This window comes from Brevibacterium sp. FAM 27836, from assembly GCF_051351055.1.
Classification (GTDB): Bacteria; Actinomycetota; Actinomycetes; order Actinomycetales; family Brevibacteriaceae; genus Brevibacterium.
The window spans coordinates 792,543-815,532 of the sequence record NZ_CP195711.1 but is presented as its reverse complement, the minus strand read 5'-3'; the positions used below and the strand labels follow the sequence as shown (position 1 = coordinate 815,532).

The window sequence follows — 22,990 nt, the reverse complement described above, 5'->3', positions numbered from 1 at the left end:
TGGGGTGCATGATGACCGAGCTCGAACGGCAGGAGAGAAAGCGCCTGTGGTTCGAGCTCGGTGTCGTTGCGGCCCTGTCCCTGGGCCAATCGGCCGTCTACGCGGTCGTGCGGCTGGCCGATATCCTCACCCGAGGACCCATCGGCGAAGCCCAAGCCAAACTCAACACCTCGCAGTCCCAGCGGCCCGGCTTCGACCTCATCTACCAGATGTTCGACATCGGATTCAGCCTCGTTCCCGTCCTCCTCGCTCTCTACCTGCTCACCCGCGATGCCGGACATCGGAGCCTGAGCGGCCGCCTCGGCGTCGACGGGCACCGACTCCGAGACCTCGGGCACGGCAGCCTCATCTTCGTCATCATCGGCATCGGCACCCTCGGGATGTACGCGACCGGGAGGGCACTCGGGATCACTGCCGAGCTCCAACCGTCCAACCTCGGCGATCATTGGTGGACGATTCCGGTTCTCATCCTCGCCGCGGCGAAGAACGGCATCCTCGAAGAGGTCCTCATCTTCGGATTCGGCGCCGACCGTCTGCGGCGGCTGGGATATGGGCCGTGGACGATCATCATCTCTCTGGCGATCTTCCGGGCCAGCTACCATCTCTATCAGGGGATCGGGCCGTTCCTCGGCAACATCGCCATGGGCATCATCTTCGGCTGGTACTTCCTGCGCCGCGGTCGACTGATGCCGCTGGTGTGGGCGCACTTCATCATCGACGCGGTCGGTTTCCTGGCCCCGGGAGTGCTCACACTCATCGATTTCGGCTGAGGCCCGAACATGCACTCGTCCACACGGATTCATCCTCAGTTCACCGACGGGTCGTCACAGGGCTTCCTGCCGATGGAAGTCTCGATCGGGTGAGCCTTTCCGGGTCGTGCCGTCATCCGGTGCGGGCCGCGGAAGGGGAGAGACAATCCGATACGAGGAGAGAACCGATGAGAACCCTGCTGCCGATGGCCAACCACGTGCGCGGCAAGCGCAGCCCCGTCACCTGCGCTCTCAAGTGCGACAACGCGTGTCTCAAGGCCACCTGCAACACATCGGCGAACGGTTACTTCCGCGATATCGTCAATGCGAAGCTCAGCCGTCGCGCGGTCCTCGGCGCCTCCGCCGCCGGTGCCCTGGCGATCGCTGTGACCACTGCGCCCAGCCCGACCGCGCGCAGCGCCGCGGCCGCGACCGCCGGCAGCCTCGCCTTCACTGCCATCGACCCCGTCCAGCATGAAGTCGACGAATTCATCGTCCCCGACGGTTACACCTGGCACCCGATCGTGCGCTGGGGCGACCCACTGTTCCCCGACGCCCCCAAGTTCGATCCCGAGAACCAGACCCCGGAGGCCCAGCGTCGCCAATTCGGCTACAACAACGACTATCTGTCCATCCAGGTCGACGACAGCGATTCGAACCGGGCACTGCTGTTCTCCAACCAGGAGTACACGAACGACGCCATCATGTACCCCGACGACATGGATGGGGACGACCAACGAGCGATCAGCCGCGAAGCACACGGACTGACCGTGGCCGAACTCACCCGCAAGGACGAGAAGTCGACGTGGACGGTCGACGTCAATGGCAAGAAGAACCGCCGGTTCCTCATCGACACCGAATACGAGTTCACCGGTCCCGCCGCCGGAACCGATCTGCTGCGGACGAAGGACTACCCGAACGGCGACAAGGTCCAGGGCACCGTCGGCAACTGCTCTGGTGGGCTCACCCCGTGGGGCACCGTGGTCTCCGGTGAGGAGAACTTCAACTCGTACTTCAGAACACCGGGCACCTCGGCGGAGGACAAACGCTACGGCCTGAGCAGCGACGAATCGGCGAATGGCTGGGAAGCCGATCTCGACCGATTCGACACGAACAACGCCGGCTACGCCAACGAAGCGAACCGGTTCGGCTGGATCGTCGAGGTCGACCCGTGGGACCCGACCTCCACTCCGCACAAACACACGAACATGGGCCGGTTCAAACATGAAGGCGCGAACATCACGATCTCCGACTCGGGGCACGCCGTGGCCTATATGGGAGACGACGAGAAGTTCGACTACCTGTACAAGTTCGTGTCGAAGGGCACCTATGTCGAAGGCGACCGCGAACACAACAAGACCCTGCTGACCGCAGGCGACCTCTACGTCGCGAAGTTCACCGGCAACTCGCCGAAGTCCGAGATCGACGGGAGCGGCGAAGTGCCCGCCGACGGCGAATTCGATGGCAGCGGACAGTGGCTGCCGTTGCTCAAGGACGGCCAGTCCCAGGTCTCGGGATTCTCCGTCGAAGAGGTCCTCGTCCATACACGCCTCGCCGCCGATAAGGTCGGTCCGACGAAGATGGACCGGTGCGAAGACGTCGAACCAAACCCGGTCAACGGTCGCATCTACGTCGCCTGCACGAACAACTCCGATCGCGGCACCGACGGAAAGGCGGCCGCCGACGAAGCGAACCCGCGGACCGAGAACCGCGACGGTCACATCGTCGAAATCACGGAACGCTCAGGCGACCATACGGGCACCCAGTTCGACTGGACGCTGCTCATCGTCTGCGGTGACCCGAAACAGGGAGACGCCACCTACTTCTCCGGATTCCCCGAAGATCAGGTCTCACCGATCTCATGTCCGGACAACGTCGCCTTCGACACGGCCGGGAACCTGTGGATCTCCACCGACGGCGCTCCCGACGGCATCGGGTACTGCGATGGTCTGTTCAAGGTCACGATCGACGGCAGCCAGCGCGGACGGGTCGAACAGTTCCTCTCCGTTCCACGCGAGGCAGAGGTCTGCGGGCCGCTCGTGCACGACGATTACGATTCGGCGTTCGTCGCCGTCCAACACCCGGGCGAAGACGGGTCCTGGTCAGACCAGCATTCGCGCTTCCCCGACTATGTGGATGAGACCGATGTCGAAAAGGGGGTGGCTGCGCTGCCGCGACCGACCGTTGTCCAGGTGATCAAGGGAGACGGCGGCTCGGCGCCGGACCCGACGGATCCGCCGAAGGACCAGGACGCCGAGGCCGATGGTTCAGATGCCGGTGGTGCCGATGCCGGTGAGAACGGCAGCGCCGACGGCACCGGATCGGATGAGAACGCCGATGCGAAAGGTGACACGACCGGAAGCGGCGCTGACAGCTCGGGGTCGACGGCTGGATCCCAGGACGGAGCGAAGGACGCCGCAGCCGCGGGAGCGGCCTCGAGCGGAGGCAGTGACGCAGGCTCCTCCGCCGGCAGCGCAGGCTCCGGATCGAGCAGCTCAGGCGGCGGTTCGGGATCCGGCGGCGAGCTGCCGTGGACCGGTTCGGACAGCACGCTGCCTCTGCTCGGCGGGGGTGCCGGGCTGCTCGCCGTCGGCGGAGCCATGGCCACGGCCGCTCATATGCGTCGGAAGAATGCATCACCCGCGGACGGCACCGGGGAGTCGGTCGAGGAGACCCACGCCGAGTGACCCCAGTTCGGCCGCCACTTGGCTGAAAGATGCAGAAGGGCAGCGCGGGAGAAACCGCTGACGTCGAGTTCAGGACGGCCTGTGATGGAATCCAGTACCGGATTCAGCACAGACCGTCCTGAACTCCGTCGCATCACCGGTCTTCGGCCATAGTCGGCCGGCGCCGCGGCGTGGGGCCGGCGTCGCGGCCGGCACCGACGCCTCGAGGTCGGCCATCTCAGATGGTGACGGACCCGTTCTTCGTCTCGAAGCTCACCGACATAATGCCCGGCGTCCCGTGGGGTGCGGACCAGTCGATGTGGATCTCCGGGATCGGCTTCGCGTCCTGAGTACCCAGCCAATCACGCAGTCGATCACGGTCGCCCGCGATCTGCAGCGTGTCGATGGCGACAGCGGGATTCGTCTTATAGGTCGACGGATGCTGTGAGGAATCGGCAGACCACTTGATGAAGAACGGCAGCTGGGGGTCGGCGATGAGCCCCTTGATGCCGATCTGCAGCCACTTGAGTTCCAAACCGGACTCCGGTGTGCGGTTGCCGTCGACGGCTTTGCGCTCGAGGCGGGTTTCGACCGCGGCGAGATCTTCGACCGAGACGCACCAGCCCATCCAGCCGCCGCCGAGCTCGGAGCGAGCTCGCACTGCCTGACCGAAAGGGGTTGAGAGAGCGGCCGGGTGCTCCAAGGCTTCTACGACTTCGAGATAGTGGCCGTTCGCGAGGGGGAAGATGAGATTTCTGGTGCCGAATCGAGGATGCACACCGCCGTCGTAGGGAACCACACCGAGCTTCTCCGAGATCCGCTCGGCCGTCGCACGGTAGCCATCAGGTTCACTGGCGTATGACACATGATCGAGTTTCATGACTCGACGATGGCATAACCTGGCTCACACTGCCCCTTAGGGTGACCTAAGAAATCGTGAGCATCGTCACTCGTCGGTGCCGGTCAGCAGGTCACCCGCCCACATGACACGACCGCCCGGATGACATCATCCGGGCGGTCAGGTGCGTTTGAGGGGGGAGCGGCTCAGTGGCCCTCCGCCTTGAAGCGCTCGATGGAGGCGTTGACCTCGGCCTCGGCGGCTTCCCGGCCGGCCCAGCTCGAACCCTTGACGTACTTTCCGGGCTCGAGGTCCTTGTAGCGGTTGAAGAAGTGCTCGATCGAGTCGAGCATGAACTTGTCCACATCCGAGATGTCCGTGTAGGACTCCCAGCGGGGGTCACCGGCGGGCACGGCGAGGACCTTGTCGTCGCCTCCGGCCTCGTCCTCCATCTGGAACATGCCGATGGGGCGGACGTCGATGAGCACACCGGGGAACAGCGGTTCGGGCAGCAGCACGAGAACGTCGAGGGGGTCACCGTCGTTGCCGAGCGTGTCCTCGATGAAGCCGTAATCGGCGGGGTACTGCATCGAGGTGTAGAGATAGCGGTCGAGCTTGACACGACCGGTCTCATGGTCGACTTCGTACTTGATGCGGGATCCGCGCGGGATCTCGATTGTGGCCAACAGTTCCATAGTGCTCCTTCACGTTAGGGGTGCATCACTAGAATAGATGGTACAAGTCCCCGTCACCGTCCACCGACGGCGGCCTTCTCGGCCGTCGAGGAATGAGAAGCGCGTTTGAACGACATCCCCGATGAGCCGAAGACTGCGGACTCGACGGACTCCGATTCCCCGCGCTCCGATGCCGTGAAGCGTCGACGCCGCAGGGGAAGAGGCGGGGCGATCACTGCCGGGGTCCTCGTCCTGGCACTCGGTGCCTACGCGGCCGTCGACGCCTTCGACCTCGTCCCCGGGCTGCCCGGCGTGCTGACCACGGAGCCGCCGATCTCCGTCCAAGCTGTGCCGAATCCCCAAGCGCAGGCAAAGGAAGTGCCCGCCCCCGCCTCGGCGGTGGCAGACTCCGCCTCCGTGCCGACGAAGGTTGAGAAGAAGATCGCGCCCATCCTCAAGGATTCGAAGGTCAAGGGCTTCGGCCTCGAAGTCCGGGACGGACTCTCCGACGAGGTCCTCTATGCGAAGAACGAAACGAAACCGCGCACTCCCGCCTCGGTGACGAAGGTGCTCACCGCGGCAGCGGCGCTGAAATCCATCGGCGGTCAGGCGCGGTTGGCGACGACGGCGGACTTCGACGCCGATGCCAACACCCTGACCCTGACCGGAGGAGGGGACGTGCTCCTGGGAGCCGGGGACTCCGATCCCGGTTCGGTCAACGGGCACGGTGGGCTGCGGACCTTGGCCGAGGACACTGCGCAGGCCCTCAAAGACGACGACATCACCGAGGTGGCGCTCGCGCTGGACACGAGTAGGTACACCGGTGAGGACTTCGACTCCGGATGGGACCGCGCTGACATCGCCAAGGGTGTGATCACCCCGATCCAACCGCTCATGGTCGACACCGCCTACATCGGACCGAAGGACCGGGAATGGCGAGCCCGCAGCGAGCACCCGGCCGCCGACGCGCTGAAGGTCTTCGCGAAGGAACTGAAGAAAGCCGGGATCACCACGACCGCAGCAGACGACGACGCAGAAGCGAAGAGCAGCGCCGACAGTGATGCTGGTTCGCAGGAGTCCGAGGACGGTGCTGGCGCGAACGGGAAGGAGCTCGCACGGGTCGAGTCGGCGACGATCTCCGAGATCGTCGAATACGCGCTCGTCCACAGTGACAACGTGGTCGCCGAGGTGCTCGGCAACGAGGTTGCCATCGCCCAGGGCGAGGACGGCAGTCTCGAGGCCGGACCGCAGGCCGTGCTCAAAACCCTCGGCGATTCGGTCGACCTCGGCCGCACCCGCCTCGTGGACACTTCGGGCCTGTCCTATGACAACCGGATCGCCCCGCACGACCTCACGACGATCCTCCAAGCCTCCGTCGTCGCCGATGACTCCCTGGCCGGCCTCATCAGCTACTTTCCGGTCGGCGGTCTCACCGGCACCCTGCACGACCGGTTTGTGGACGAGAAGAACGCCTCCGGCAGTGTGCATGCGAAGACCGGGACACTGTCGACCGTGACCTCCCTGGCCGGTGGGGTCCTCGATGCCGAAGGCCGCTACCTCGTGTTCTCCATCCAAATCGACGACGTGGACAAGGACAAGATCTTGGAAGCCAGAAAGACCGTGGACGACATCGTCACCGCACTCGCGAATTGCGGCTGCCGATGATCGTCGATGAGAAGTTCGCCGCCCGCACCGCACGTGAGCTCGTCTCCGCGGCGAAGGTCCCCGATGCCCGCGTCCTCGACGAGCTCGTGGCCGGGATGAAGGACAATGCGCTGACCGCGCAGGACCTCGTGCTCGATTCGTTCCTGCTCGAACCCGCCCACGCCGATGACGTGCGGGCGCGCCTGGCGGCCGGGTCCGTGCTCGTGCTCGACCAGGTCGGCTGGGTCAAGGCCAATGCGCAATCCCTCAACGGGATGGTCGACGAGGCGGCCCTGCCCGCCCCCGTGACACCGGCCACCGCGAAGGGGGCCGCGGTCGAGGTCGCCGGTGTCCTGTCTCTGCTCTCGACGCGCGTGCTCGGCCAGTTCGACCCTTTCGCCGTCGAAGCCGGACGGCTGATGTTCGTCGCTCCGGCGGTGCTCATCGCCGAGGAGGCGATGGGCGTGGACGAGCGCGACTTCCGGATGTGGGTGGCGCTGCACGAAGCGACCCACCAGGTGCAGTTCGCCACCGCGCCCTGGCTGCGCGACCACATGCGCTCCCTGCTCTCCGGGGCGGTGTCGACCAGGGTGAAGATGCCCGGAGTCGGTGGAATCGTCGAGCTCTTCGCCACGCTCGGGCGGATCGTCAAGGGCGAAGCCAGCCTCGTCGATCTCATCCGCGATGAAGAGATGCGCGCGGCACTCGATGAGGCGACGGCGATCCTGTCCCTGCTCGAAGGCCATGCCGATGTCGTCATGGACGAGGTCGGTGCCGGGGTGATCCCGAGCGTGCGGAAGCTGCGCCGGAAGTTCGAAGCCCGCCGGGACGCCGGGCAGGGCGGACTGCTCACGAACCTGCTGGGGATGGATCTCAAACTCGCCCAGTACCGCGACGGGGCGAAGTTCGTCCGAGCCGTCCGCAGCGAGGTCGGACAGAAGGGATTCTCCCGCATCTTCGCAGCACCCGAGAATCTGCCGCGCACCGCTGAGATCCACGAACCGCAGCTCTGGCTCGAGAGGATCCATGGCTGAGCACTCTGAGCGCTCCTCGCCGAGGCGGCCCACCCTCGACCCGGCCAGCGGCGCCGTCCGCAACGCGGTGCGATCCGCTCTCGCAGCGGCCTCCGAATCGCGGAGGCCGCCGTCGGTTGGGAGCGCAACTGAGCCCCGGGCGCCCGGGATCATCGTCGCTGTCTCCGGGGGCGCAGACTCGATGGCGCTGCTGCATGCCTGTGCCTTCCTCCACCGGCGAGGCGAAGTGCGTGCCCGCGTCCTCACCGTCGACCACGGACTCCAGAGCGGTTCAGCCGAAGTGGCCCGTCACGTCGTCGACACCGCCGAATCCTGGGGCGTTCCCGCCGACCTGGTCCGTGTCGAGATCACCGCGGGGGAGGAGGGACTCGAAGCCGCGGCACGAACTGCCCGCTACGCCGCGCTCGAGACCGCACGGACAGCGGCAGGTGCCGACTGGATTCTCACCGCCCACACCCGCAGCGACCAGGCCGAGACCGTCCTCCTCGGACTCATGCGCGGTTCGGGCACCCGGTCGCTGGCGGGGATGAGCCCGCAGACGGGTCGGCTGCTGCGTCCCCTGCTCGGCCTCGACCGGGAGCAGACGGAAGCCTCCTGCCGGGCGCAGGACATCGAGGTCTGGAACGACCCGATGAACGTCGACACCGCGTTCACCCGGGTGCGGGCGCGACAGCTGCTCGCCGGCCTCGAAACCGAGCTCGGCCAACCCATCACGGCGAACCTCGCCCGCACCGCCGACCTGTGCCGTGCAGACGCCGACTGCCTCGACGCCCAGGCCGAGGAAATCAGCGCCGAGATCGGCGTCGATGCGCAGCTGCCGCTGGCCGACCTCACCGAGTGTGCGGATGCGATCCTGCACCGGGTGCTGCGGAACTGGCTGCTTCGCTGCGGAGTTCCTGCCCAGAACCTCGGCGCCGTGCGGGTGGCAGAGCTCGGCGCGCTCGTCCGCGGCAGCGGCCGCGGTCGACTCTCCCTGCCGGGAGACAACGAGGTCCTCGTCGAGCCGGGCAGAGCGGTGTTCCAGGCTGCCGCGAAGGCACGGTGAGACGGTCTGCGCCGTAATGGGCACGAGAGCTACGATGTCCCAGGTCAGCACCCTTCCCGACAGAAAGGTTCCTTGTGTTCCGAGTGTTTCGACGGCGAAGCTCCCTGCTCTGCGCTGGATCAGCGCTGGCTCTGGCTCTGGGGAATTCGCTTGGTTCCGTACCCGCAGCGGCTGCGGAGGCGCAGCCACCGCAGAAGCCCACCGACGAGATCACAGTGCTGCAGCTGAATATCTGGCATCAGGGGACTCAGATCTCCGATGGGATCGCGACCATCGCCGACATCGTCGAAGAGACCGAAGCGGACATCGTCATGCTCTCCGAGGCCGGCCCCGCAGCTGACTCGATCAGGCGTGAACTGAACAGGCGCGGCCACGACACCTCCAGCAGATCCTCCACGGACGCAGGAATCATCTCCCGGTTCCCCATCACCGAGTCGTCGGTGGCTGAGGGTTTCGCCCGAGCCGTCCTCGACGTCGGCGATCAGGAGCTCGCGGTGTATTCCGGTCACCTCGAGTACCGGTACTACGCGAAATACCTGCCTCGCGGATACGGGGGAGGGACTCCGCCCCCGCTGCCGACGAGCGAATACGGCTGGGACGAGATTCCAACCGGACCCATCACCGATCTCGACCTGATCACGAAGATCAACCGCGAATCGGGCCGCAGCGAAGCCGTGGCCCGAACGGTCGCAGCCGCCGAGGATGACCGCAGCCAGGACCGCTCAGTGCTCATCGGAGGTGACTTCAACGAACCCTCGCATCTCGATTGGACCGAACGGGCCAAGGACGAGCACGACCACAACGGCGTCGTCATGCCGTGGGATTCGACGCTGGAGCTGGAGAAGGGCGGATACGTCGACGCCTATCGAGACGTCCATCCCGATGAGATCACCCATCCCGGAGTGACCTGGCCTGCCGGCAACACCGACTTCCCCACATCCGAGCTGAGCTGGACTCCGAAAGCGGACGAACGCGATCGCATCGACTTCGTCTTCCATTCCGGCGATGACGACCTTCAGGCCACCTCTGCTCAACTCGTGGGACCGCGCACCTCGGTCGTGCGCGATGAGTTCGTCGAGGAGGAGTCGCAGGACGAATTCTTCACGCCCGAGGCCGACTGGCCCACCGACCACAAGGGCAACCTCATCACGTACAGCCTTGGGGGCGAAGACGAAGAGCCGACGCCCGGCGATGACGGGGACTCGACGGCAGAGGGTGCCGACGCCGACACCGGTTCGGACGGCGGCTCCGACCGCGGTGACGAGGTCGACGCCGATGCTGCCGCAGAAGCGGACTCCGCCTCGGCCTCGGATGCGAACAGCTCGAGCAGCACCGGTGGTGGCTCTGAGGCGTCCGACGCGGGGGCGTCATCGGAGGCTTCGGCGAAGGCCGTCGACACCGCGAGCTCTGCCGACAACTCGTCCGATGACACCTCGTCCGGCGGCACCGCGGGCTCGGATGATTCGGAGGCTTCTCGCCCGGTGGGAGACCTTCCGCGGACCGGAGGCGGCATTGTCGGTCTCGGAGTCGGTGCGGTGCTCATCGGTCTGGGCGCCGTCGCAGTCGCGATCGCCAGGCGTCCCGGCAGGATCTGATCCTCTCACCGCCCTTCGCCCGCGCGGCAGGTCGTGTTGCCGACCCGCCGCGCGGGCGAGTGGCCCTGGTCTGAAAGGATGAGCCCATGACGTCTTCGACCGAGCTCGGGTTCCGCCGCTCGCGGGGCCTGGACATCCTGGCCCTGGCCTGCCTCGTCCTCATCGCCGCCTCTCTCAGACCCGCGGCTTCGTCACTCGGCCCGGTGCTCTCCGAGGTCAAAGACGGCTTCTCACTCGCCGAATGGCAGACCGGCCTGCTCACCGCACTGCCGGGACTCGTGTTCGCGATCTGCGGCATCATCGCCGTGCCCCTGCTCAAACGCCTCGGCCTGTTCTCGGCTCTGGCCATGAGCGCGGCATTCATCGTCGTCGGCATCGGCCTGCGCGCCCTCGTCACCGAATGGGTGGCCTTCGCTCTGCTCACCGTCCTCGCTCTGGCCGGTATGTCGATCGGCAACGTCATCCTGCCCGTCTACGTCAAGTCCCGCTTCCCACACCGACCCACCCTCGGCTCCACGACATTCACCGTCTCCCTCGGCCTCGGTTCGATGCTGCCGTCGCTGTTCACCGCGCCCTTGGCCGAGAGTTTCGGCGGGTGGCGTGTCGGCCTCGGGTTCTGGCTCGTGCTGCCGCTGTCGGCCCTCATCACCTGGACGGTGCTGCGAACACTGAAGTCCGTGCCCATCCTCTCCGGCCAGGTCGCAGACCCCGGTGACGAACGGGAGGGACGGCCGCCTCGGCGATCGGTGCTCTCCTCACCGAAAGCTCGGTACATGGCGATGTTCTTCGGACTCCAATCGGCCAACGCCTACGTCCAATTCGGGTGGGTGCCGCAGATCTACCGCGACGCCGGGCTCGACCCCTTCCTCGCCGGAATCATGCTCACCATCGTGACCTTCGGCGGTCTGCCCGGAGGGTTCCTCGCCCCGCAGATCATCGTTCGGAACATCGCCCCACGCGCCTTCCTCGTCTCATTCGGTGTCAGCGCCGTCATCGGATACATGGGCCTGCTGCTCATTCCGGCCACCACACCATGGGTCTGGGCGGTCCTGCTCGGCTACGGCGGCTTCGCGTTCCCCGCCGCCCTGGCCCTCATCACCTCCCGCACCCGAGACGTGTCCGTCACCGCTTCGACCTCGGCATTCGTGCAGTCCTCGGGCTATGTGCTCGCGGCCATCGGCCCCCTGGCCGTCGGCGGGCTGCTCGGCTGGAGCGGGGGCTGGCAGGTGCCGCTGTGGTTCATGGTCATCATCTCCGCGCTCATGGCGATCACCGGCTGGCTCTCGGCCGGTCCCGGCAACGTCGACGAAGAGTTGGCTCCGGACACCCGGCACAGTGGCACCGGTGAGGCCAAGTGACCCATAATGGAATCTCCAGGACCCCATCTGAGGAGAATCGACACTCGTGGACATCAACGATCTCGGCAATGACATCGAAAAGGTACTCGTCTCGGAAGAGCAGATAGCCGCACGACTCGTTGAACTGGCAGCCGCCATCGATGAAGACTACAAAGACAAAGACATCCTCCTCGTCGGCGTCCTCAAGGGTGCTGTCATGGTCATGGCCGACCTCGCCCGCGCCCTGCACTCACCGGTGACGATGGACTGGATGGCCGTGTCCTCCTACGGATCGGGCACCAAGTCCTCCGGCGTCGTGCGCATCCTCAAGGACCTCGACACCGACCTCACCGACCGTCACGTCCTCATCGTCGAAGACATCATCGACTCCGGACTGACCCTGTCCTGGCTGGTCCAGAACCTGCGCACCCGCGGAGCCTCCACCGTCGAGATCTGCACAATGCTGCGCAAGCCCGAAGCTCTCAAGGTCGACATCGACGTGAAGTACGTCGGTTTCGACGTGCCCAACGAATTCGTCATCGGCTACGGACTCGACTATGCGGAGAAGTACCGCAATGTGCCCTTCGTCGCGACCCTGGCTCAGCACGTCTACAGCTGAGGCGGAACACCGCTGCAGCTGAGGTGGAATGCTGCCGCGAATTTACGCTTGCGGCGAACCTCACCTCGGCCCGGTGCCTGTGACGGAATAGATCAGCGGCGCATTCGGGCTGTACCGGTGTGAAGTACTAGGCTGTGGGGGATGTTCCCAGGCAGCCTCGGTAGCCTGAAACGGTTGCCCATATCTTTTTCCTGAGAGGACTTATGGCCGAGTCGAACAAACGTCGCCCCCTGTTCACCAAGGCGACGAAGGGCCCGTTGGTCTGGATCGTCATGGCGCTGCTCGTGGTGTCGATCGGTGCACTGCTGTTCAGTCAGAGCGGCTTCAGCCAGATCGACACCGAACAGGGTCTGCAGCTGCTGGATGACGACAAGGTCGAACAGGCCAAGATCGTCGACAAGGACCAGCGCGTCGACCTCACTCTCAAGGACGATTTCAAGGTCGACGGCAAGGACTTCGGCAAGAAGGTCCAGTTCTTCTACGTCGACCAGCGCGGGGAGCAGGTCGTCAAGGCCGTCGACTCCGCCCAACCCGATAAGGGATTCACCGACGAGGTGCCCAAGCAGTCCTGGCTGATGTCGCTGCTGGGCACGCTCATTCCGTTCGTCATCATCTTCGTCGTCTTCTGGTTCCTCATCTCCCAGATGTCGGGCGGGAAGATGATGAACTTCGGCAAATCGAAGGCGAAGCTCGTCAACAAGGAGAACCCGGACGTCACCTTCGGGGACGTCGCGGGAGTCGACGAGGCTCTCGAGGAACTCGAAGAGATCAAGGAATTCCTCGCCGAGCCCGAGAAGTTCAAGGCTGTGGGGGCGAAGATCCCCAAGGGCGTGCTCCTCTACGGCCAGCCCGGCACCGGCAAGACCCTGCTGGCCAAGGCCGTCGCGGGCGAGGCCGGAGTGCCCTTCTACTCGATCTCCGGCTCCGACTTCGTCGAAATGTACGTCGGCGTCGGCGCCTCCCGTGTCCGCGACCTGTTCGATCAGGCGAAGAACAACGCCCCGTGCATCATCTTCATCGACGAGATCGACGCCGTCGGTCGTCAGCGCGGCGCCGGCATGGGCGGCGGCCATGACGAGCGCGAGCAGACACTCAACCAGCTGCTCGTCGAGATGGACGGCTTCGACGTCAAGACCAACGTCATCCTCATCGCCGCCACCAACCGTCCCGACGTCCTCGACCCGGCGCTGCTGCGCCCGGGCCGCTTCGATCGGCAGATCCCCGTCGAAGCCCCGGACATGAAGGGCCGTAAGCACATCCTCGAGGTCCACGCGGCGGACAAACCGCTGGCCGAAGAGGTCGACCTCGGGCAGGTCGCCAAGCGCACCCCCGGATTCTCCGGTGCGGACCTTGCCAACGTCCTCAATGAGGCGGCCCTGCTCACCGCCCGTGAGAATGCGAAGGTCATCGACAACCGAATCCTCGACGAAGCGATCGACCGAGTCATCGCCGGCCCGCAGAAGCGGACCCGCCTGATGAACGACAAGGAGCGCCTCGTCACCGCCTACCACGAGGGTGGGCACGCACTCGTGGCAGCGGCGATGAATCAGACCGACCCGGTCACGAAGGTCACGATCCTTCCGCGCGGACGGGCGCTGGGCTACACCATGGTGCTGCCGAGCGAAGACAAGTACTCGACAACCCGCAACGAACTGCTCGACCAGCTCGCCTACGCGATCGGCGGTCGGGTCGCCGAGGAGATCGTCTTCCACGATCCGACCACCGGGGCCAGCAACGACATCGAGAAGGCGACGAACATCGCCCGGAAGATGGTCACCCAGTACGGCATGTCCGAGAAGCTGGGCATGGTCAAGATCGGCGATGACCAGTCCGAGCCCTTCGCCGGACGCGGCTACGGCGGCGGCGACGAATACGGAGACTCGACCCTGTCCTCGATCGACCGTGAGGTCCGCGGGCTCATCGACTCCGCCCACGCCGATGCCTACTGGGCGCTGACGCACAACCGCGATGTCCTCGACAACCTCGCATACCAGCTGCTGGAACGGGAGACCCTCGACCAGGCGGCACTCGATGCGATCTTCGCCGACGTCGTCAAACGTCCCATCCGCGAGGTGTGGCTGGCCCACGACGAACGTCCGGTGTCCGCACGCGGTCCCATCGAACCGCCGGCACCGCAGAACGATCGAAACGCCGGAGAAGGACCCGGCGGAGCCGAGGTCGATACCACCGACATTCCTGGTGCCGGTCCCTCGGGAGCGAGCGGGCCACAGGTTCCGCACAACCCACCCGGACCGCAGAACCCGAACGGACCCACCGGCCCGACCGGGCCGACGGGCGGGCCGACCGGACCCACTGGACCGAACGACGGGCCCGGCAGCACCGGACCGACGACGAACGATACAGACGAGAACAGAGGAAGCAACGACTGATGGCCGATATCGAAGAGGTCTCCGCGGGCCTCGGCCGTGCCCCCGCCGGGCGTGAGAACAACGTCGATCAGGAGCGGATCTCCGCCGCGGTGCGCGAAATCCTCATCGCCGTGGGTGAAGACCCCGACCGGGAAGGTCTCGTCGAAACCCCGGCACGTGTGGCTCGAGCCTATGAAGAGATCTTCGCCGGCCTGCACCGCGACCCGTCCGAAGTCCTCGGCGTCACCTTCGACATCAGTCACGAAGAACTCGTCCTCGTCCGTGACATCGACCTGTACTCCACGTGCGAACACCACCTCGTGCCCTTCCACGGCGTCGCCCACATCGGCTATATTCCCAGCAGGAACGGCAAGGTCACCGGCCTGTCGAAGCTCGCCCGCCTCGTCGAGATCTATGCCCGTCGCCCGCAGGTGCAGGAACGGCTGACCGCGCAGATCGCCGACGCGCTCGTCGAACACCTCGACCCGCAGGGCGTCATCGTCGTCGTCGAAGCCGAACACCTGTGCATGACCATGCGCGGGGTGCGCAAGCCCGGTGCCTCGACGATCACCTCGGCCGTGCGCGGTCAGCTGCGCGACAGCGCCTCCCGAGCCGAAGCGATGAGCCTGATCCTCGGGCGCTGAGGGTCGGCAAAAGGGGCAGAGCAGCCATGCAGAAGACCACGAACAGCACCGCGACGGCCACGAAGATCATGGGCGTCCTCAACGTCACGCCCGACTCGTTCTCCGACGGCGGACGCTACTTCGACCATGATCGAGCCGTCGCCCACGGCCTCGAACTCATGGCCACCGGAGCCGACATCATCGACGTCGGCGGCGAATCGACCAGGCCCGGATCGGCCCGCGTCGACGAAGCCGAAGAGCTGCGCCGAGTCGTCCCCGTCGTCCGTGATCTCGCGGCCGCCGGCGCCGTGATCAGCGTCGACACCATGCGCGCCAGCGTCGCCCGAGACTCTCTGGCCGCGGGAGCCCACATCATCAACGACGTCTCCGCCGGACAGTCGGATCCGACCATGCTCAGCGTCGCCGCCGAGACCGGCGCCCCGATCGTGCTCATGCACTGGCGCGGCTACCTCGACCAGGCTTCCGCGACCTTCCACTACGAAGATGTCGTCGCCGAGGTCATCGGTGAGCTTCGGACCCGCATCGACGAAGCCATCGCCGTGGGAGTGAAGCCGGAGAACATCATCGTCGACCCGGGTCTGGGATTCTCGAAGAACGCCGAACAGAACTGGCAGCTGCTGGCCGCCCTGAATGAATTCGCAGCGCTCGACCACCGGCTCCTCGTCGCCGCCAGCCGGAAGCGCTTCATCGCCTCGCTCATCAGCCCCGACGATCCGAAACTCGCACAGCAGGCGGCGAAGGACCAGGCGACGGCGACGATCTCGGCGATCTCCGCGCAGGCGGGCGCCTGGGCCGTCCGCGTCCACGACCCGGCCACCTCGGCGATCGCCTGCAAGGTCATCGCGGCCGTTGCCGAAGCGGGGGAGGAGGGGGCATGACCGGGCCCGAGGCGGCACCCGACCGCATCGAACTGCGCGGCCTCACCGTGCGCGGCAACCACGGGGTCTTCGACTTCGAGAAGCGCGAGGGTCAGGACTTCGTCATCGACGTCACCCTGCACACCTCGGTCGCCGCGGCCGCCGCCACCGACGACCTCACCGAGACCATCCACTACGGAGAACTCGCCGAGGATGTCGCCGCCATCGTCGAGGACAACACCTTCGACCTCATCGAAACCCTCGCCGAACGCATCGCCGAGCACTGCCTGAGCCTGTGCGCACACGTCGAAGTCGTCGTCCACAAACCCTCGGCTCCGATCCAACGCACCTTCGACGATGTGCGCATCCGAGTCGAACGCTTCCGCACCCCGGCCGGAGACAGCACGGGCCGCGCCGAGGCGTACCTCAACCTCGGCGCGAACTTGGGCGATGCCCGCGAGACCCTGGTCCAAGCCGTCGAAGCCCTCGACCGGCACCCGGACATCACGGTGGAGGCCCGATCCTCGTTCTACCGCACCGCCCCGTGGGGAGGCGTCGAACAGAACGACTTCCTCAACCTCGGACTGATCGTCGCGACCACCCTGCCGGCACTCGAGCTGCTTTCCGTGGCCCAGGGCATCGAGGTCGCCTGTGGGCGGACCCGGGAGTTGCGGTGGGGACCGCGGACCCTCGACATCGACCTCATCCGCTACGGCAGCGACACCGCCGAACTCGTCACCGAGACGAATCGACTGACGCTTCCGCACCCGCGCGCTCACGAACGGGCATTCGTGTTGGCCCCGTGGGCCGAACTCGTCGGCGAGACGATGGTGCGCACCCCGGACGGTGCGCGCCCGATCGGCGAGATCCTCGCCGAACTCGATGACCAGGACATCGCCCGGATCACATCTGGATAACCGACGCTGATCTGAGAGACTGGGAACCATGCAGAGAACCTCCTCGTCCACCCTCGCCGTCTGGGCCGTGATCGGCACGGTTCTCGCGGTCGTGGTCGATGTTGTGCTCGAAAGCCAAGGGTTCTCCCTTCCGGGAGTGCCGTGGTTCGCGATCATCGGCATGCTCGTCCTCGCCGCCGTCCTCCTGCTGCTGGGGTGGCCGATCAAGAAATGGAACGACGGCGACCGGACCAAGGAGATCGACCCCCTCCAAGCCGCACGAGTCGCGGTCATGGCCAAGGCCAGCGCACTGACCGGAGCCGGACTGGCCGGGTGGTATCTGGGCAACGCCGGCTACTACTTCCTGTCCACACCGGGCATCCGCAACGATCTGGCAGCAGGTATGCTTGTCGCCGTCATCTCTGCCGCGGTCCTCATGATCGTGGGCATCATCGTCGAGGGATTCTGCGAAATCCCACCCCAAGACCCGCCGGGAGCTGAAACAGCATGAACCGCGACCACTTCTTCACCATCGGTGCCGATGTGCCGTTCAACAGGGTGAGTCCGAAATATGGGGTGAAGGAAGTCCTTGCGAGCATGATCTTCCTGGTGCCGATGTTCATCGCGGCGCTCGTGTGCGCGATCATCTTCACCGCCGATGTGCCGTGGCTGCACCTGATCTGGATCGCGATTCTCGCCTACGGGATCGCCTCGACGATCATCGTCCTGCGCCAGGCTCGTGCGATCGGCTATGCCGAACGTGAAGACGACCTGCTCATCCGCCGCGGCATCATGTTCCACAAGGCCACCGTCGTCCCCTACGGACGCCTGCAGTTCGTCGACGTCGACGCCGGCCCGATCGACCGTATCTTCGGCCTCGCGACGGTCAAACTCCACACCGCTTCGGCCGCTACCGACGCCACCATTCCCGGACTGCCCCGCGCCGAAGCCGATCGGCTGCGCGACAGCCTCGCCGGACTCGGCCAGGCCAATCTGGCGGGGCTGTGAACATGGCCGCAGACGAACCCGAGCAGAGCACCGAGGAAGCGGCCGCGTCGGCGCTGCCCGAGTCCGCCGAGGCCGGGCGCTCCGTGCACGCAGCGTCCCACGATGACGTCTCCGATGCGCTGGAAGGCGCAGCGGCTCCGGAGGTCTGGCATCGCGTCCACCCGCTGACGCCGATCATCGAAAGTCTTGCCGTCCTCGTCGGCATCTTCATCGCTGCCGCCTATGGGCTGCAGAATGTCTTCCAGAACGCCGTCGAAGATCTGGCCTCCGGCCGGTCGGTCGACCTCACGTTCGCCGAGTGGATCGGCGGTCACCCGCTGGCGATCCTCGGCATCGTCGGCGGCATCATCCTCATCCTCCTGCTCACCGCGATGTTCAGCTGGCTGGCCTGGCGGGTCATGGGCTACCGAGTCGACGCCGAAGCGATCTACTACCGCCGAGGCCTGCTGTCGAAGAAGCTGCGCAAGGCCCGACTCGACCGAGTGCAGTCGATCGACCTGCAGCAGAAGCTGCTGCCCCGCGTGCTCGGCATGGCCGAACTCGTCTTCGACGTCGCCGGTGGCAGTGACTCGAACATCTCACTGAAGTACCTGTCGAAGAAGCGCGCCGAAGAGCTGCGTGACGAACTGCTGGCCGCGGTCAGGGCGAAGAAGAGGACCGACACCGCCGGGACGGCCGGACCCGACCGCCCCTCAGCTGGGGGTCCCTCAGCTGCGGACCTCTCAGTCGCGGGGCCCTCGGGCAGCGGAGCGCACGCTGCGCAGGCCCTCCCCGAGGCCGAGAACGCCGCGGACATTGCCGAGCCGGCGAGCTCCGGTGTCGACCGCAGCGTGCCCGAACGCCGTGACGACAGCATCGGCGTGAGGCTGAGCAAACGACTCGGTGCGATGGCCGATGATGTCTCACACGAGGCCGAAGGCAGCCTCAACGAACTCCTTGCGCCGTACAACCTCTCGACCAGCGTCGGCAAGGAAGGTGAGATCATCCGTGTGCCCGTCCACCGGGTGGTCGTGGCCTCCCTGCTCAAGCCCGAGACCCTGATCTCTGCGGCCGTGGTCGTCATCGTCATCGTCATCGCCATCGTGCTCATGGCCATGGGCATCAAAGAGGCATTCATCCCGATGCTCGTCGGTGTCCTGCCGGGCATCTTCGCGGCCTTCTCCGTGTTCCGGAAGAACCTCGACAACGCGAACTTCGTCGTCCGCCTCGGCGAATCCGGTCTGGCCGTCAACCACGGACTCTTCTCCACCTCGCGCAAAGTCATCCCGCTCGACCGAATCCAAGCGGTGTGTCTGTATCAGCCTCTGCTGTGGCGATGGGCCGGATGGTGGCAAGCCGAATACAACATCGCCAGCGCCGGCGGAGACCACGATACGAACCTGCTGCTGCCCGTCGGCGACCTCGACCAGGCGCTGCTCATGGTCGGACTGGCACTGCCGGATCCGCAGCTGGACGAAGGCGTGGGTGCCGACACTCTGGTGCGTTCGGCGATGTATGACCGGAAATCCGCCGACCCGAACGCCGCCGCGGCGGAGGCGATGTTCCATCCGCAGCCGCGTTCCTCGCGGATCCTCGACCCCTTCGTGTGGAAGCGTCGCGCCTATGCCCTGACCGAATCGCTGCTTGTGCTCCGCCTCGGGGCATTCAACCGCCGCGTCGACTTCGTCCCCCATGTGCGGGTGCAGTCCCTGCGCTACCACCAGGGGCCACTGATGCGGGCGCTGGGACTGGGTTCGGTGGCCGTGCACTCGACCGCCGGTCCCGTCGACCCGCGAGTCACGCACCAGAGCGCCGAGGACGCCAAACGCTTCTTCACCGAACACGCCGAACGCACCCGACTGGCCCGGCAGCACTTCGATGCCGTGACCAAGGACGCGAAGACCGGACAGGCCGCTGTGCTCGAGCACAGCCCGAACCCCGCCGAGGAGGACGAACGATGAACCAGAGCGACGCCCCACGGCTGGGCATCGGCATCATCGGCTGCGGTCGAGTCGGAGCGAGCATCGGCGCCGCCTGGCGACAGGCCGGACACGCGATCGTCGGCGTCAGCGCCACCTCGCAGGCCAGCCGCGACAGAGCCGCTGACATGCTTCACGGAGTCCCCGTCCTCGACCCCGATGAGATCGCCGAACGCGCCGAACTCGTCCTCGTGGCTGTACCGGACGACGAGATCGCGCCACTGGTGACAGGGCTTGCGAACCTCGGACGCCTCCATCCCGGTCAGATCCTCGTGCACTGTTCGGGTCGATACGGCACAGAGGCCCTCGACGCCGGGACCCGCCTCGGGGCACTGCCCATCGCCCTGCACCCGTCGCTGACGTTCACGGGCACCGACGTCGACCTCACCCGCCTGCGGCAGGCGACGATCGCGGTCACCGCACCGGCACCGATCCGTCCGGTCGGCGAGGCGCTCGTCGTCGAACTCGGCGCCGAACCGATCGATATCGCCGAAGCCGACCGTCCCCTCTACCACGCCGCCATCACTCACGCCTCGAACCACTCGATCACGATCATCGCCGAAGCGATGGAGATGCTCACCGAGGCGGGGGTGAGCGATCCCGCCCATGTCCTCGGCGCCCTTGTCGACGCGAGTGTGGCCAACACCCTCCAGAACGGGCCGAAGGCCCTGACCGGACCGGTCAGTCGCGGCGATGTCGGAACCGTGGCCGCTCACCTGGCAGCGCTGAGCGAATTCAGTCTCAGCCGTTCCAACCCCGCCGCCCGCAACAGCTACATCGCGTTGGCCCGATCGACGACGTCGAAGGCGCTGGCGATGGGACGGATCACAGATGCGCAGGCACAGGAGATTCTGACGGTCCTCGAGTGATCGCCGAATTCCCCCGCGAGCCCGGTCCACGGTAGCCTTGAGGCATGGCGAACACCGACTCGAAGACACCTGAGAACGCAGACCTTTCACCCGAACATCTCGATCCGGAGCAGATCCGGTTCCGAAAGGAAAAGCGCCAGCGTCTCCTCGACGGCGGTACCGAAGCCTACCCCGTCTCGGTGCCTCGCACTCACAGTCTCGCCGACGTCCACGCCGCCCATGACGGGCTCGAAGCCGGTGAGGAGACCGAGGACATCGTCGGTGTCATCGGCCGTGTCGTCTTCGTCCGCACCACCGGCAAGCTCTGCTTCGTGACTCTGCAGGCCGGCGACGGAACCCGTCTGCAGGGGATGCTCTCCCTGCGCGAGGTCGGCCAGGACCGACTCGACGACTTCAAGTCCGATGTCGACCTCGGCGATTTCCTGTTCCTGCACGGCAAGGTCATCAAGTCCAAGCGCGGTGAGCTCTCCGTGCTCGCGGACTCCTGGCAGATGGCGTCGAAGGCCATCCGCCCTCTGCCGGGTCTGCACACCGAACTGGCCGAAGACACCCGCGTCCGTCAGCGCTACCTCGATCTCATCACCCGCGAACAGGCGCGGAAGACGATGCTCACCCGGGCGAAGGTGATGACCTCGCTGCGGCGGACCTTCGCCGAACAGGACTTCGTCGAGATCGAGACCCCGATGCTGCAGACCATGCACGGCGGTGCCTCGGCGCGTCCGTTCACGACGCACATGAACGCCTACGACATCGACATGTACCTGCGCATCGCGCCGGAGCTGTTCCTCAAGCGCGCCGTCGTCGGCGGAATCGAGAACGTCTTCGAGATCAACCGCAACTTCCGCAACGAAGGGGCGGACTCCACGCACTCGCCGGAATTCGCGATGCTCGAGTCCTATCAGTCCTTCGGTGACTACCACTCGATCGCGGATCTGACGAAGACTCTCATCCAGAACGCCGCGCAGGACGCGACCGGTTCGCTCGTGGTCACCCTCGAAGACGGCAGCGAATACGACTTCGGCGGCGATTGGGCCGTGGTGAGCATGTACGAATCCCTGTCCGCGGAATCCGGCGTCGAAGTCACCCCGGAGACCGGTCTCGATGTGCTGGACAAGATCGCCGCCGACAACGACGTGGACCTGTCCGGCGTCTTCCGCTCACACGGCAAATACGTCGAAGAGCTGTGGGAGCACTTCTACCAGGACCGGCTGTGGGCACCGACCTTCGTCACCGATTTCCCCGTCGACACCTCACCGCTGGTGCGTGAGCACCGGACGAAGAAGGGCGTCGTGGAGAAATGGGACCTCTACGTGCGCGGCTTCGAGCTGGCCACCGGCTACTCGGAGCTCGTCGACCCCATCATCCAGCGTGAGCGCTTCGAAGCGCAGGCAGCCGACGCCGCACGCGGCGACGACGAGGCCATGGGCCTCGACGAGGACTTCCTCATGGCCATGGAGCACGGAATGCCGCCGACCGGCGGAATGGGAATGGGACTGGACCGCCTGCTCATGGCATTGACCGGTTTGGGAATCCGCGAAACGATTCTGTTCCCATTCACCAAGCCTTTGGCGGCTTCACAGGAAGATACAGCTCAGGAGGGCTGATTACGATGCTCGATATCCTCAAAGCGCTTCTTCCATCGATCTGCGTGGCATTGCTGTTCTGGTATGTCTTCAAGAATATCGTGCGCGCAGATCGCAATGAACGCGAACAGGTCGATAAATACTATTCTGAAATTGACGTTAGCGAAGTCGACAATGCCCCGGAATCAGATGTTAAGATGACTGCGACAAATACTTCTGATTACGAAAAGAGTGAACATGGCAAGGGAAATGCGCCTCGTTCTCACGGATGATTTCGACGGATCCGAAGCGGCAGAGACCGTTCGCTTCAGCCTTGACCAGGCTACGTATGAACTCGAGCTCTCTACAGAGAATGCAGAAAAGCTCCGTGAGACGTTCGCCCCATTCATCGCGAAGGCACGTCGTGTAGCCAATACCGGCGGCCGCGGTCGCCGCGCCGGTTCGAGCGCCGGCCCCAAGCGAGACACCGCGAAGATCCGCGAATGGGCTCAGAACAACGGATACCAGCTCGGTGACCGTGGCCGGATCCCACTGGAGATCGTCGAAGCCTACGAAGCCGCCGAGAAGTAAGAGGCCATTCGAAAGCTGAAATCAGCCAAACAGAC

21 protein-coding genes are annotated in these 22,990 nt (G+C 65.6%); 19 read left to right on the top strand and 2 right to left on the bottom strand.

Annotated elements, in window-relative coordinates:
- Window positions 1-8: 8 nt before the first annotated feature.
- The gene (locus ACSE4D_RS03860; RefSeq protein ID WP_135537252.1) at window positions 9-770 is read left to right on the top strand and encodes a CPBP family intramembrane glutamic endopeptidase; all 762 of its coding nucleotides are present in this window, start codon (window positions 9-11) and stop codon (window positions 768-770) included.
- A gap of 167 nt (window positions 771-937) precedes the next feature.
- Window positions 938-3,436 carry a PhoX family protein gene (locus ACSE4D_RS03855; RefSeq protein ID WP_135537251.1) on the top strand — a complete coding sequence of 833 codons (2,499 nt, stop codon included), beginning with the start codon at window positions 938-940 and terminating at the stop codon, window positions 3,434-3,436.
- 217 nt (window positions 3,437-3,653) lie between these two features.
- Here ACSE4D_RS03855 and ACSE4D_RS03850 read toward each other — a convergent pair whose 3' ends face one another.
- Together ACSE4D_RS03850 and ACSE4D_RS03845 are read right to left on the bottom strand one after the other, a co-directional pair.
- Window positions 3,654-4,295 carry a VOC family protein gene (locus ACSE4D_RS03850; RefSeq protein ID WP_135537250.1) on the bottom strand — a complete coding sequence of 214 codons (642 nt, stop codon included), beginning with the start codon at window positions 4,293-4,295 and terminating at the stop codon, window positions 3,654-3,656.
- Window positions 4,296-4,459: 164 nt separating this feature from the next.
- Window positions 4,460-4,948, bottom strand: a complete 489-nt coding sequence (locus tag ACSE4D_RS03845) for an inorganic diphosphatase (RefSeq protein WP_135537249.1) — start codon at window positions 4,946-4,948, stop codon at window positions 4,460-4,462.
- Window positions 4,949-5,053: 105 nt separating this feature from the next.
- Between ACSE4D_RS03845 and dacB the strand changes: the two genes are divergently transcribed.
- From dacB to ACSE4D_RS03760, 17 genes are all read left to right on the top strand, one after another.
- Complete coding sequence (dacB, locus tag ACSE4D_RS03840; RefSeq protein ID WP_240689521.1) at window positions 5,054-6,592, top strand: D-alanyl-D-alanine carboxypeptidase/D-alanyl-D-alanine endopeptidase; 1,539 nt, start codon at window positions 5,054-5,056, stop codon at window positions 6,590-6,592.
- Complete coding sequence (locus ACSE4D_RS03835) at window positions 6,577-7,605, top strand: zinc-dependent metalloprotease (RefSeq protein WP_240689520.1); 1,029 nt, start codon at window positions 6,577-6,579, stop codon at window positions 7,603-7,605. Before dacB ends, ACSE4D_RS03835 begins: the two co-directional genes overlap by 16 nt.
- Window positions 7,598-8,650 (top strand): tRNA lysidine(34) synthetase TilS, encoded by a 1,053-nt coding sequence (gene tilS / locus ACSE4D_RS03830; RefSeq protein WP_135537248.1) that lies wholly within the window; start codon window positions 7,598-7,600, stop codon window positions 8,648-8,650. Before ACSE4D_RS03835 ends, tilS begins: the two co-directional genes overlap by 8 nt.
- 215 nt (window positions 8,651-8,865) lie before the next feature.
- Window positions 8,866-10,245, top strand: coding sequence for an endonuclease/exonuclease/phosphatase family protein (locus tag ACSE4D_RS03825; RefSeq protein ID WP_436326675.1), 1,380 nt, complete (start codon window positions 8,866-8,868; stop codon window positions 10,243-10,245).
- Window positions 10,246-10,331: 86 nt separating this feature from the next.
- On the top strand, window positions 10,332-11,603 hold the full coding sequence (locus ACSE4D_RS03820) for a CynX/NimT family MFS transporter (RefSeq protein WP_425120284.1): 1,272 nt from the start codon (window positions 10,332-10,334) through the stop codon (window positions 11,601-11,603).
- A gap of 46 nt (window positions 11,604-11,649) precedes the next feature.
- The gene (gene hpt, locus ACSE4D_RS03815; RefSeq protein ID WP_135537245.1) at window positions 11,650-12,201 is read left to right on the top strand and encodes a hypoxanthine phosphoribosyltransferase; all 552 of its coding nucleotides are present in this window, start codon (window positions 11,650-11,652) and stop codon (window positions 12,199-12,201) included.
- Between the two features lie 203 nt (window positions 12,202-12,404).
- Entirely contained in the window at window positions 12,405-14,591 is a 2,187-nt protein-coding gene (ftsH, locus tag ACSE4D_RS03810) for an ATP-dependent zinc metalloprotease FtsH (protein WP_135537244.1), read from the top strand.
- Window positions 14,591-15,214 carry a GTP cyclohydrolase I FolE gene (gene folE, locus ACSE4D_RS03805; RefSeq protein ID WP_135537243.1) on the top strand — a complete coding sequence of 208 codons (624 nt, stop codon included), beginning with the start codon at window positions 14,591-14,593 and terminating at the stop codon, window positions 15,212-15,214. Before ftsH ends, folE begins: the two co-directional genes overlap by 1 nt.
- Window positions 15,215-15,240: 26 nt before the next feature.
- Window positions 15,241-16,092, top strand: a complete 852-nt coding sequence (gene folP / locus ACSE4D_RS03800) for a dihydropteroate synthase (RefSeq protein WP_436326674.1) — start codon at window positions 15,241-15,243, stop codon at window positions 16,090-16,092.
- Window positions 16,089-16,988, top strand: a complete 900-nt coding sequence (folK, locus tag ACSE4D_RS03795; RefSeq protein ID WP_135537242.1) for a 2-amino-4-hydroxy-6-hydroxymethyldihydropteridine diphosphokinase — start codon at window positions 16,089-16,091, stop codon at window positions 16,986-16,988. The genes folP and folK overlap by 4 nt, the downstream gene beginning before the upstream one ends.
- Before the next feature lie 28 nt (window positions 16,989-17,016).
- The gene (locus ACSE4D_RS03790) at window positions 17,017-17,478 is read left to right on the top strand and encodes a DUF3180 domain-containing protein (RefSeq protein WP_135537241.1); all 462 of its coding nucleotides are present in this window, start codon (window positions 17,017-17,019) and stop codon (window positions 17,476-17,478) included.
- On the top strand, window positions 17,475-17,975 hold the full coding sequence (locus ACSE4D_RS03785; protein ID WP_135537240.1) for a PH domain-containing protein: 501 nt from the start codon (window positions 17,475-17,477) through the stop codon (window positions 17,973-17,975). The genes ACSE4D_RS03790 and ACSE4D_RS03785 overlap by 4 nt, the downstream gene beginning before the upstream one ends.
- A 2-nt stretch (window positions 17,976-17,977) precedes the next feature.
- Window positions 17,978-19,915, top strand: coding sequence for a PH domain-containing protein (locus tag ACSE4D_RS03780; RefSeq protein WP_436326673.1), 1,938 nt, complete (start codon window positions 17,978-17,980; stop codon window positions 19,913-19,915).
- Window positions 19,912-20,802, top strand: a complete 891-nt coding sequence (locus tag ACSE4D_RS03775; protein ID WP_135537238.1) for a Rossmann-like and DUF2520 domain-containing protein — start codon at window positions 19,912-19,914, stop codon at window positions 20,800-20,802. Before ACSE4D_RS03780 ends, ACSE4D_RS03775 begins: the two co-directional genes overlap by 4 nt.
- 44 nt (window positions 20,803-20,846) lie before the next feature.
- Window positions 20,847-22,406: a lysine--tRNA ligase gene (gene lysS / locus ACSE4D_RS03770; RefSeq protein WP_426936540.1), complete on the top strand. Its 1,560-nt coding sequence runs from the start codon at window positions 20,847-20,849 to the stop codon at window positions 22,404-22,406.
- A 5-nt stretch (window positions 22,407-22,411) separates the two neighbouring features.
- A complete protein-coding gene (locus ACSE4D_RS03765) occupies window positions 22,412-22,657 on the top strand; it encodes a hypothetical protein (protein WP_426936539.1) in 246 nt (81 codons plus the stop codon).
- On the top strand, window positions 22,623-22,955 hold the full coding sequence (locus tag ACSE4D_RS03760) for a histone-like nucleoid-structuring protein Lsr2 (RefSeq protein ID WP_135537235.1): 333 nt from the start codon (window positions 22,623-22,625) through the stop codon (window positions 22,953-22,955). The genes ACSE4D_RS03765 and ACSE4D_RS03760 overlap by 35 nt, the downstream gene beginning before the upstream one ends.
- The last annotated feature ends 35 nt before the right edge of the window (window positions 22,956-22,990 follow it).

Coding starts and splice junctions, on each gene's coding strand:
- ACSE4D_RS03860 (WP_135537252.1), top strand. CDS start 9: ATGATGACCGAGCTCGAACGGCAGGAGAGAAAGCGCCTGTGGTTCGAG.
- ACSE4D_RS03855 (WP_135537251.1), top strand. CDS start 938: ATGAGAACCCTGCTGCCGATGGCCAACCACGTGCGCGGCAAGCGCAGC.
- ACSE4D_RS03850 (WP_135537250.1), bottom strand. CDS start 4,295: ATGAAACTCGATCATGTGTCATACGCCAGTGAACCTGATGGCTACCGT.
- ACSE4D_RS03845 (WP_135537249.1), bottom strand. CDS start 4,948: ATGGAACTGTTGGCCACAATCGAGATCCCGCGCGGATCCCGCATCAAG.
- tilS (WP_135537248.1), top strand. CDS start 7,598: ATGGCTGAGCACTCTGAGCGCTCCTCGCCGAGGCGGCCCACCCTCGAC.
- ACSE4D_RS03820 (WP_425120284.1), top strand. CDS start 10,332: ATGACGTCTTCGACCGAGCTCGGGTTCCGCCGCTCGCGGGGCCTGGAC.
- ftsH (WP_135537244.1), top strand. CDS start 12,405: ATGGCCGAGTCGAACAAACGTCGCCCCCTGTTCACCAAGGCGACGAAG.
- folE (WP_135537243.1), top strand. CDS start 14,591: ATGGCCGATATCGAAGAGGTCTCCGCGGGCCTCGGCCGTGCCCCCGCC.
- folP (WP_436326674.1), top strand. CDS start 15,241: ATGCAGAAGACCACGAACAGCACCGCGACGGCCACGAAGATCATGGGC.
- folK (WP_135537242.1), top strand. CDS start 16,089: ATGACCGGGCCCGAGGCGGCACCCGACCGCATCGAACTGCGCGGCCTC.
- ACSE4D_RS03790 (WP_135537241.1), top strand. CDS start 17,017: ATGCAGAGAACCTCCTCGTCCACCCTCGCCGTCTGGGCCGTGATCGGC.
- ACSE4D_RS03785 (WP_135537240.1), top strand. CDS start 17,475: ATGAACCGCGACCACTTCTTCACCATCGGTGCCGATGTGCCGTTCAAC.
- ACSE4D_RS03780 (WP_436326673.1), top strand. CDS start 17,978: ATGGCCGCAGACGAACCCGAGCAGAGCACCGAGGAAGCGGCCGCGTCG.
- ACSE4D_RS03775 (WP_135537238.1), top strand. CDS start 19,912: ATGAACCAGAGCGACGCCCCACGGCTGGGCATCGGCATCATCGGCTGC.
- lysS (WP_426936540.1), top strand. CDS start 20,847: ATGGCGAACACCGACTCGAAGACACCTGAGAACGCAGACCTTTCACCC.
- ACSE4D_RS03765 (WP_426936539.1), top strand. CDS start 22,412: ATGCTCGATATCCTCAAAGCGCTTCTTCCATCGATCTGCGTGGCATTG.
- ACSE4D_RS03760 (WP_135537235.1), top strand. CDS start 22,623: ATGGCAAGGGAAATGCGCCTCGTTCTCACGGATGATTTCGACGGATCC.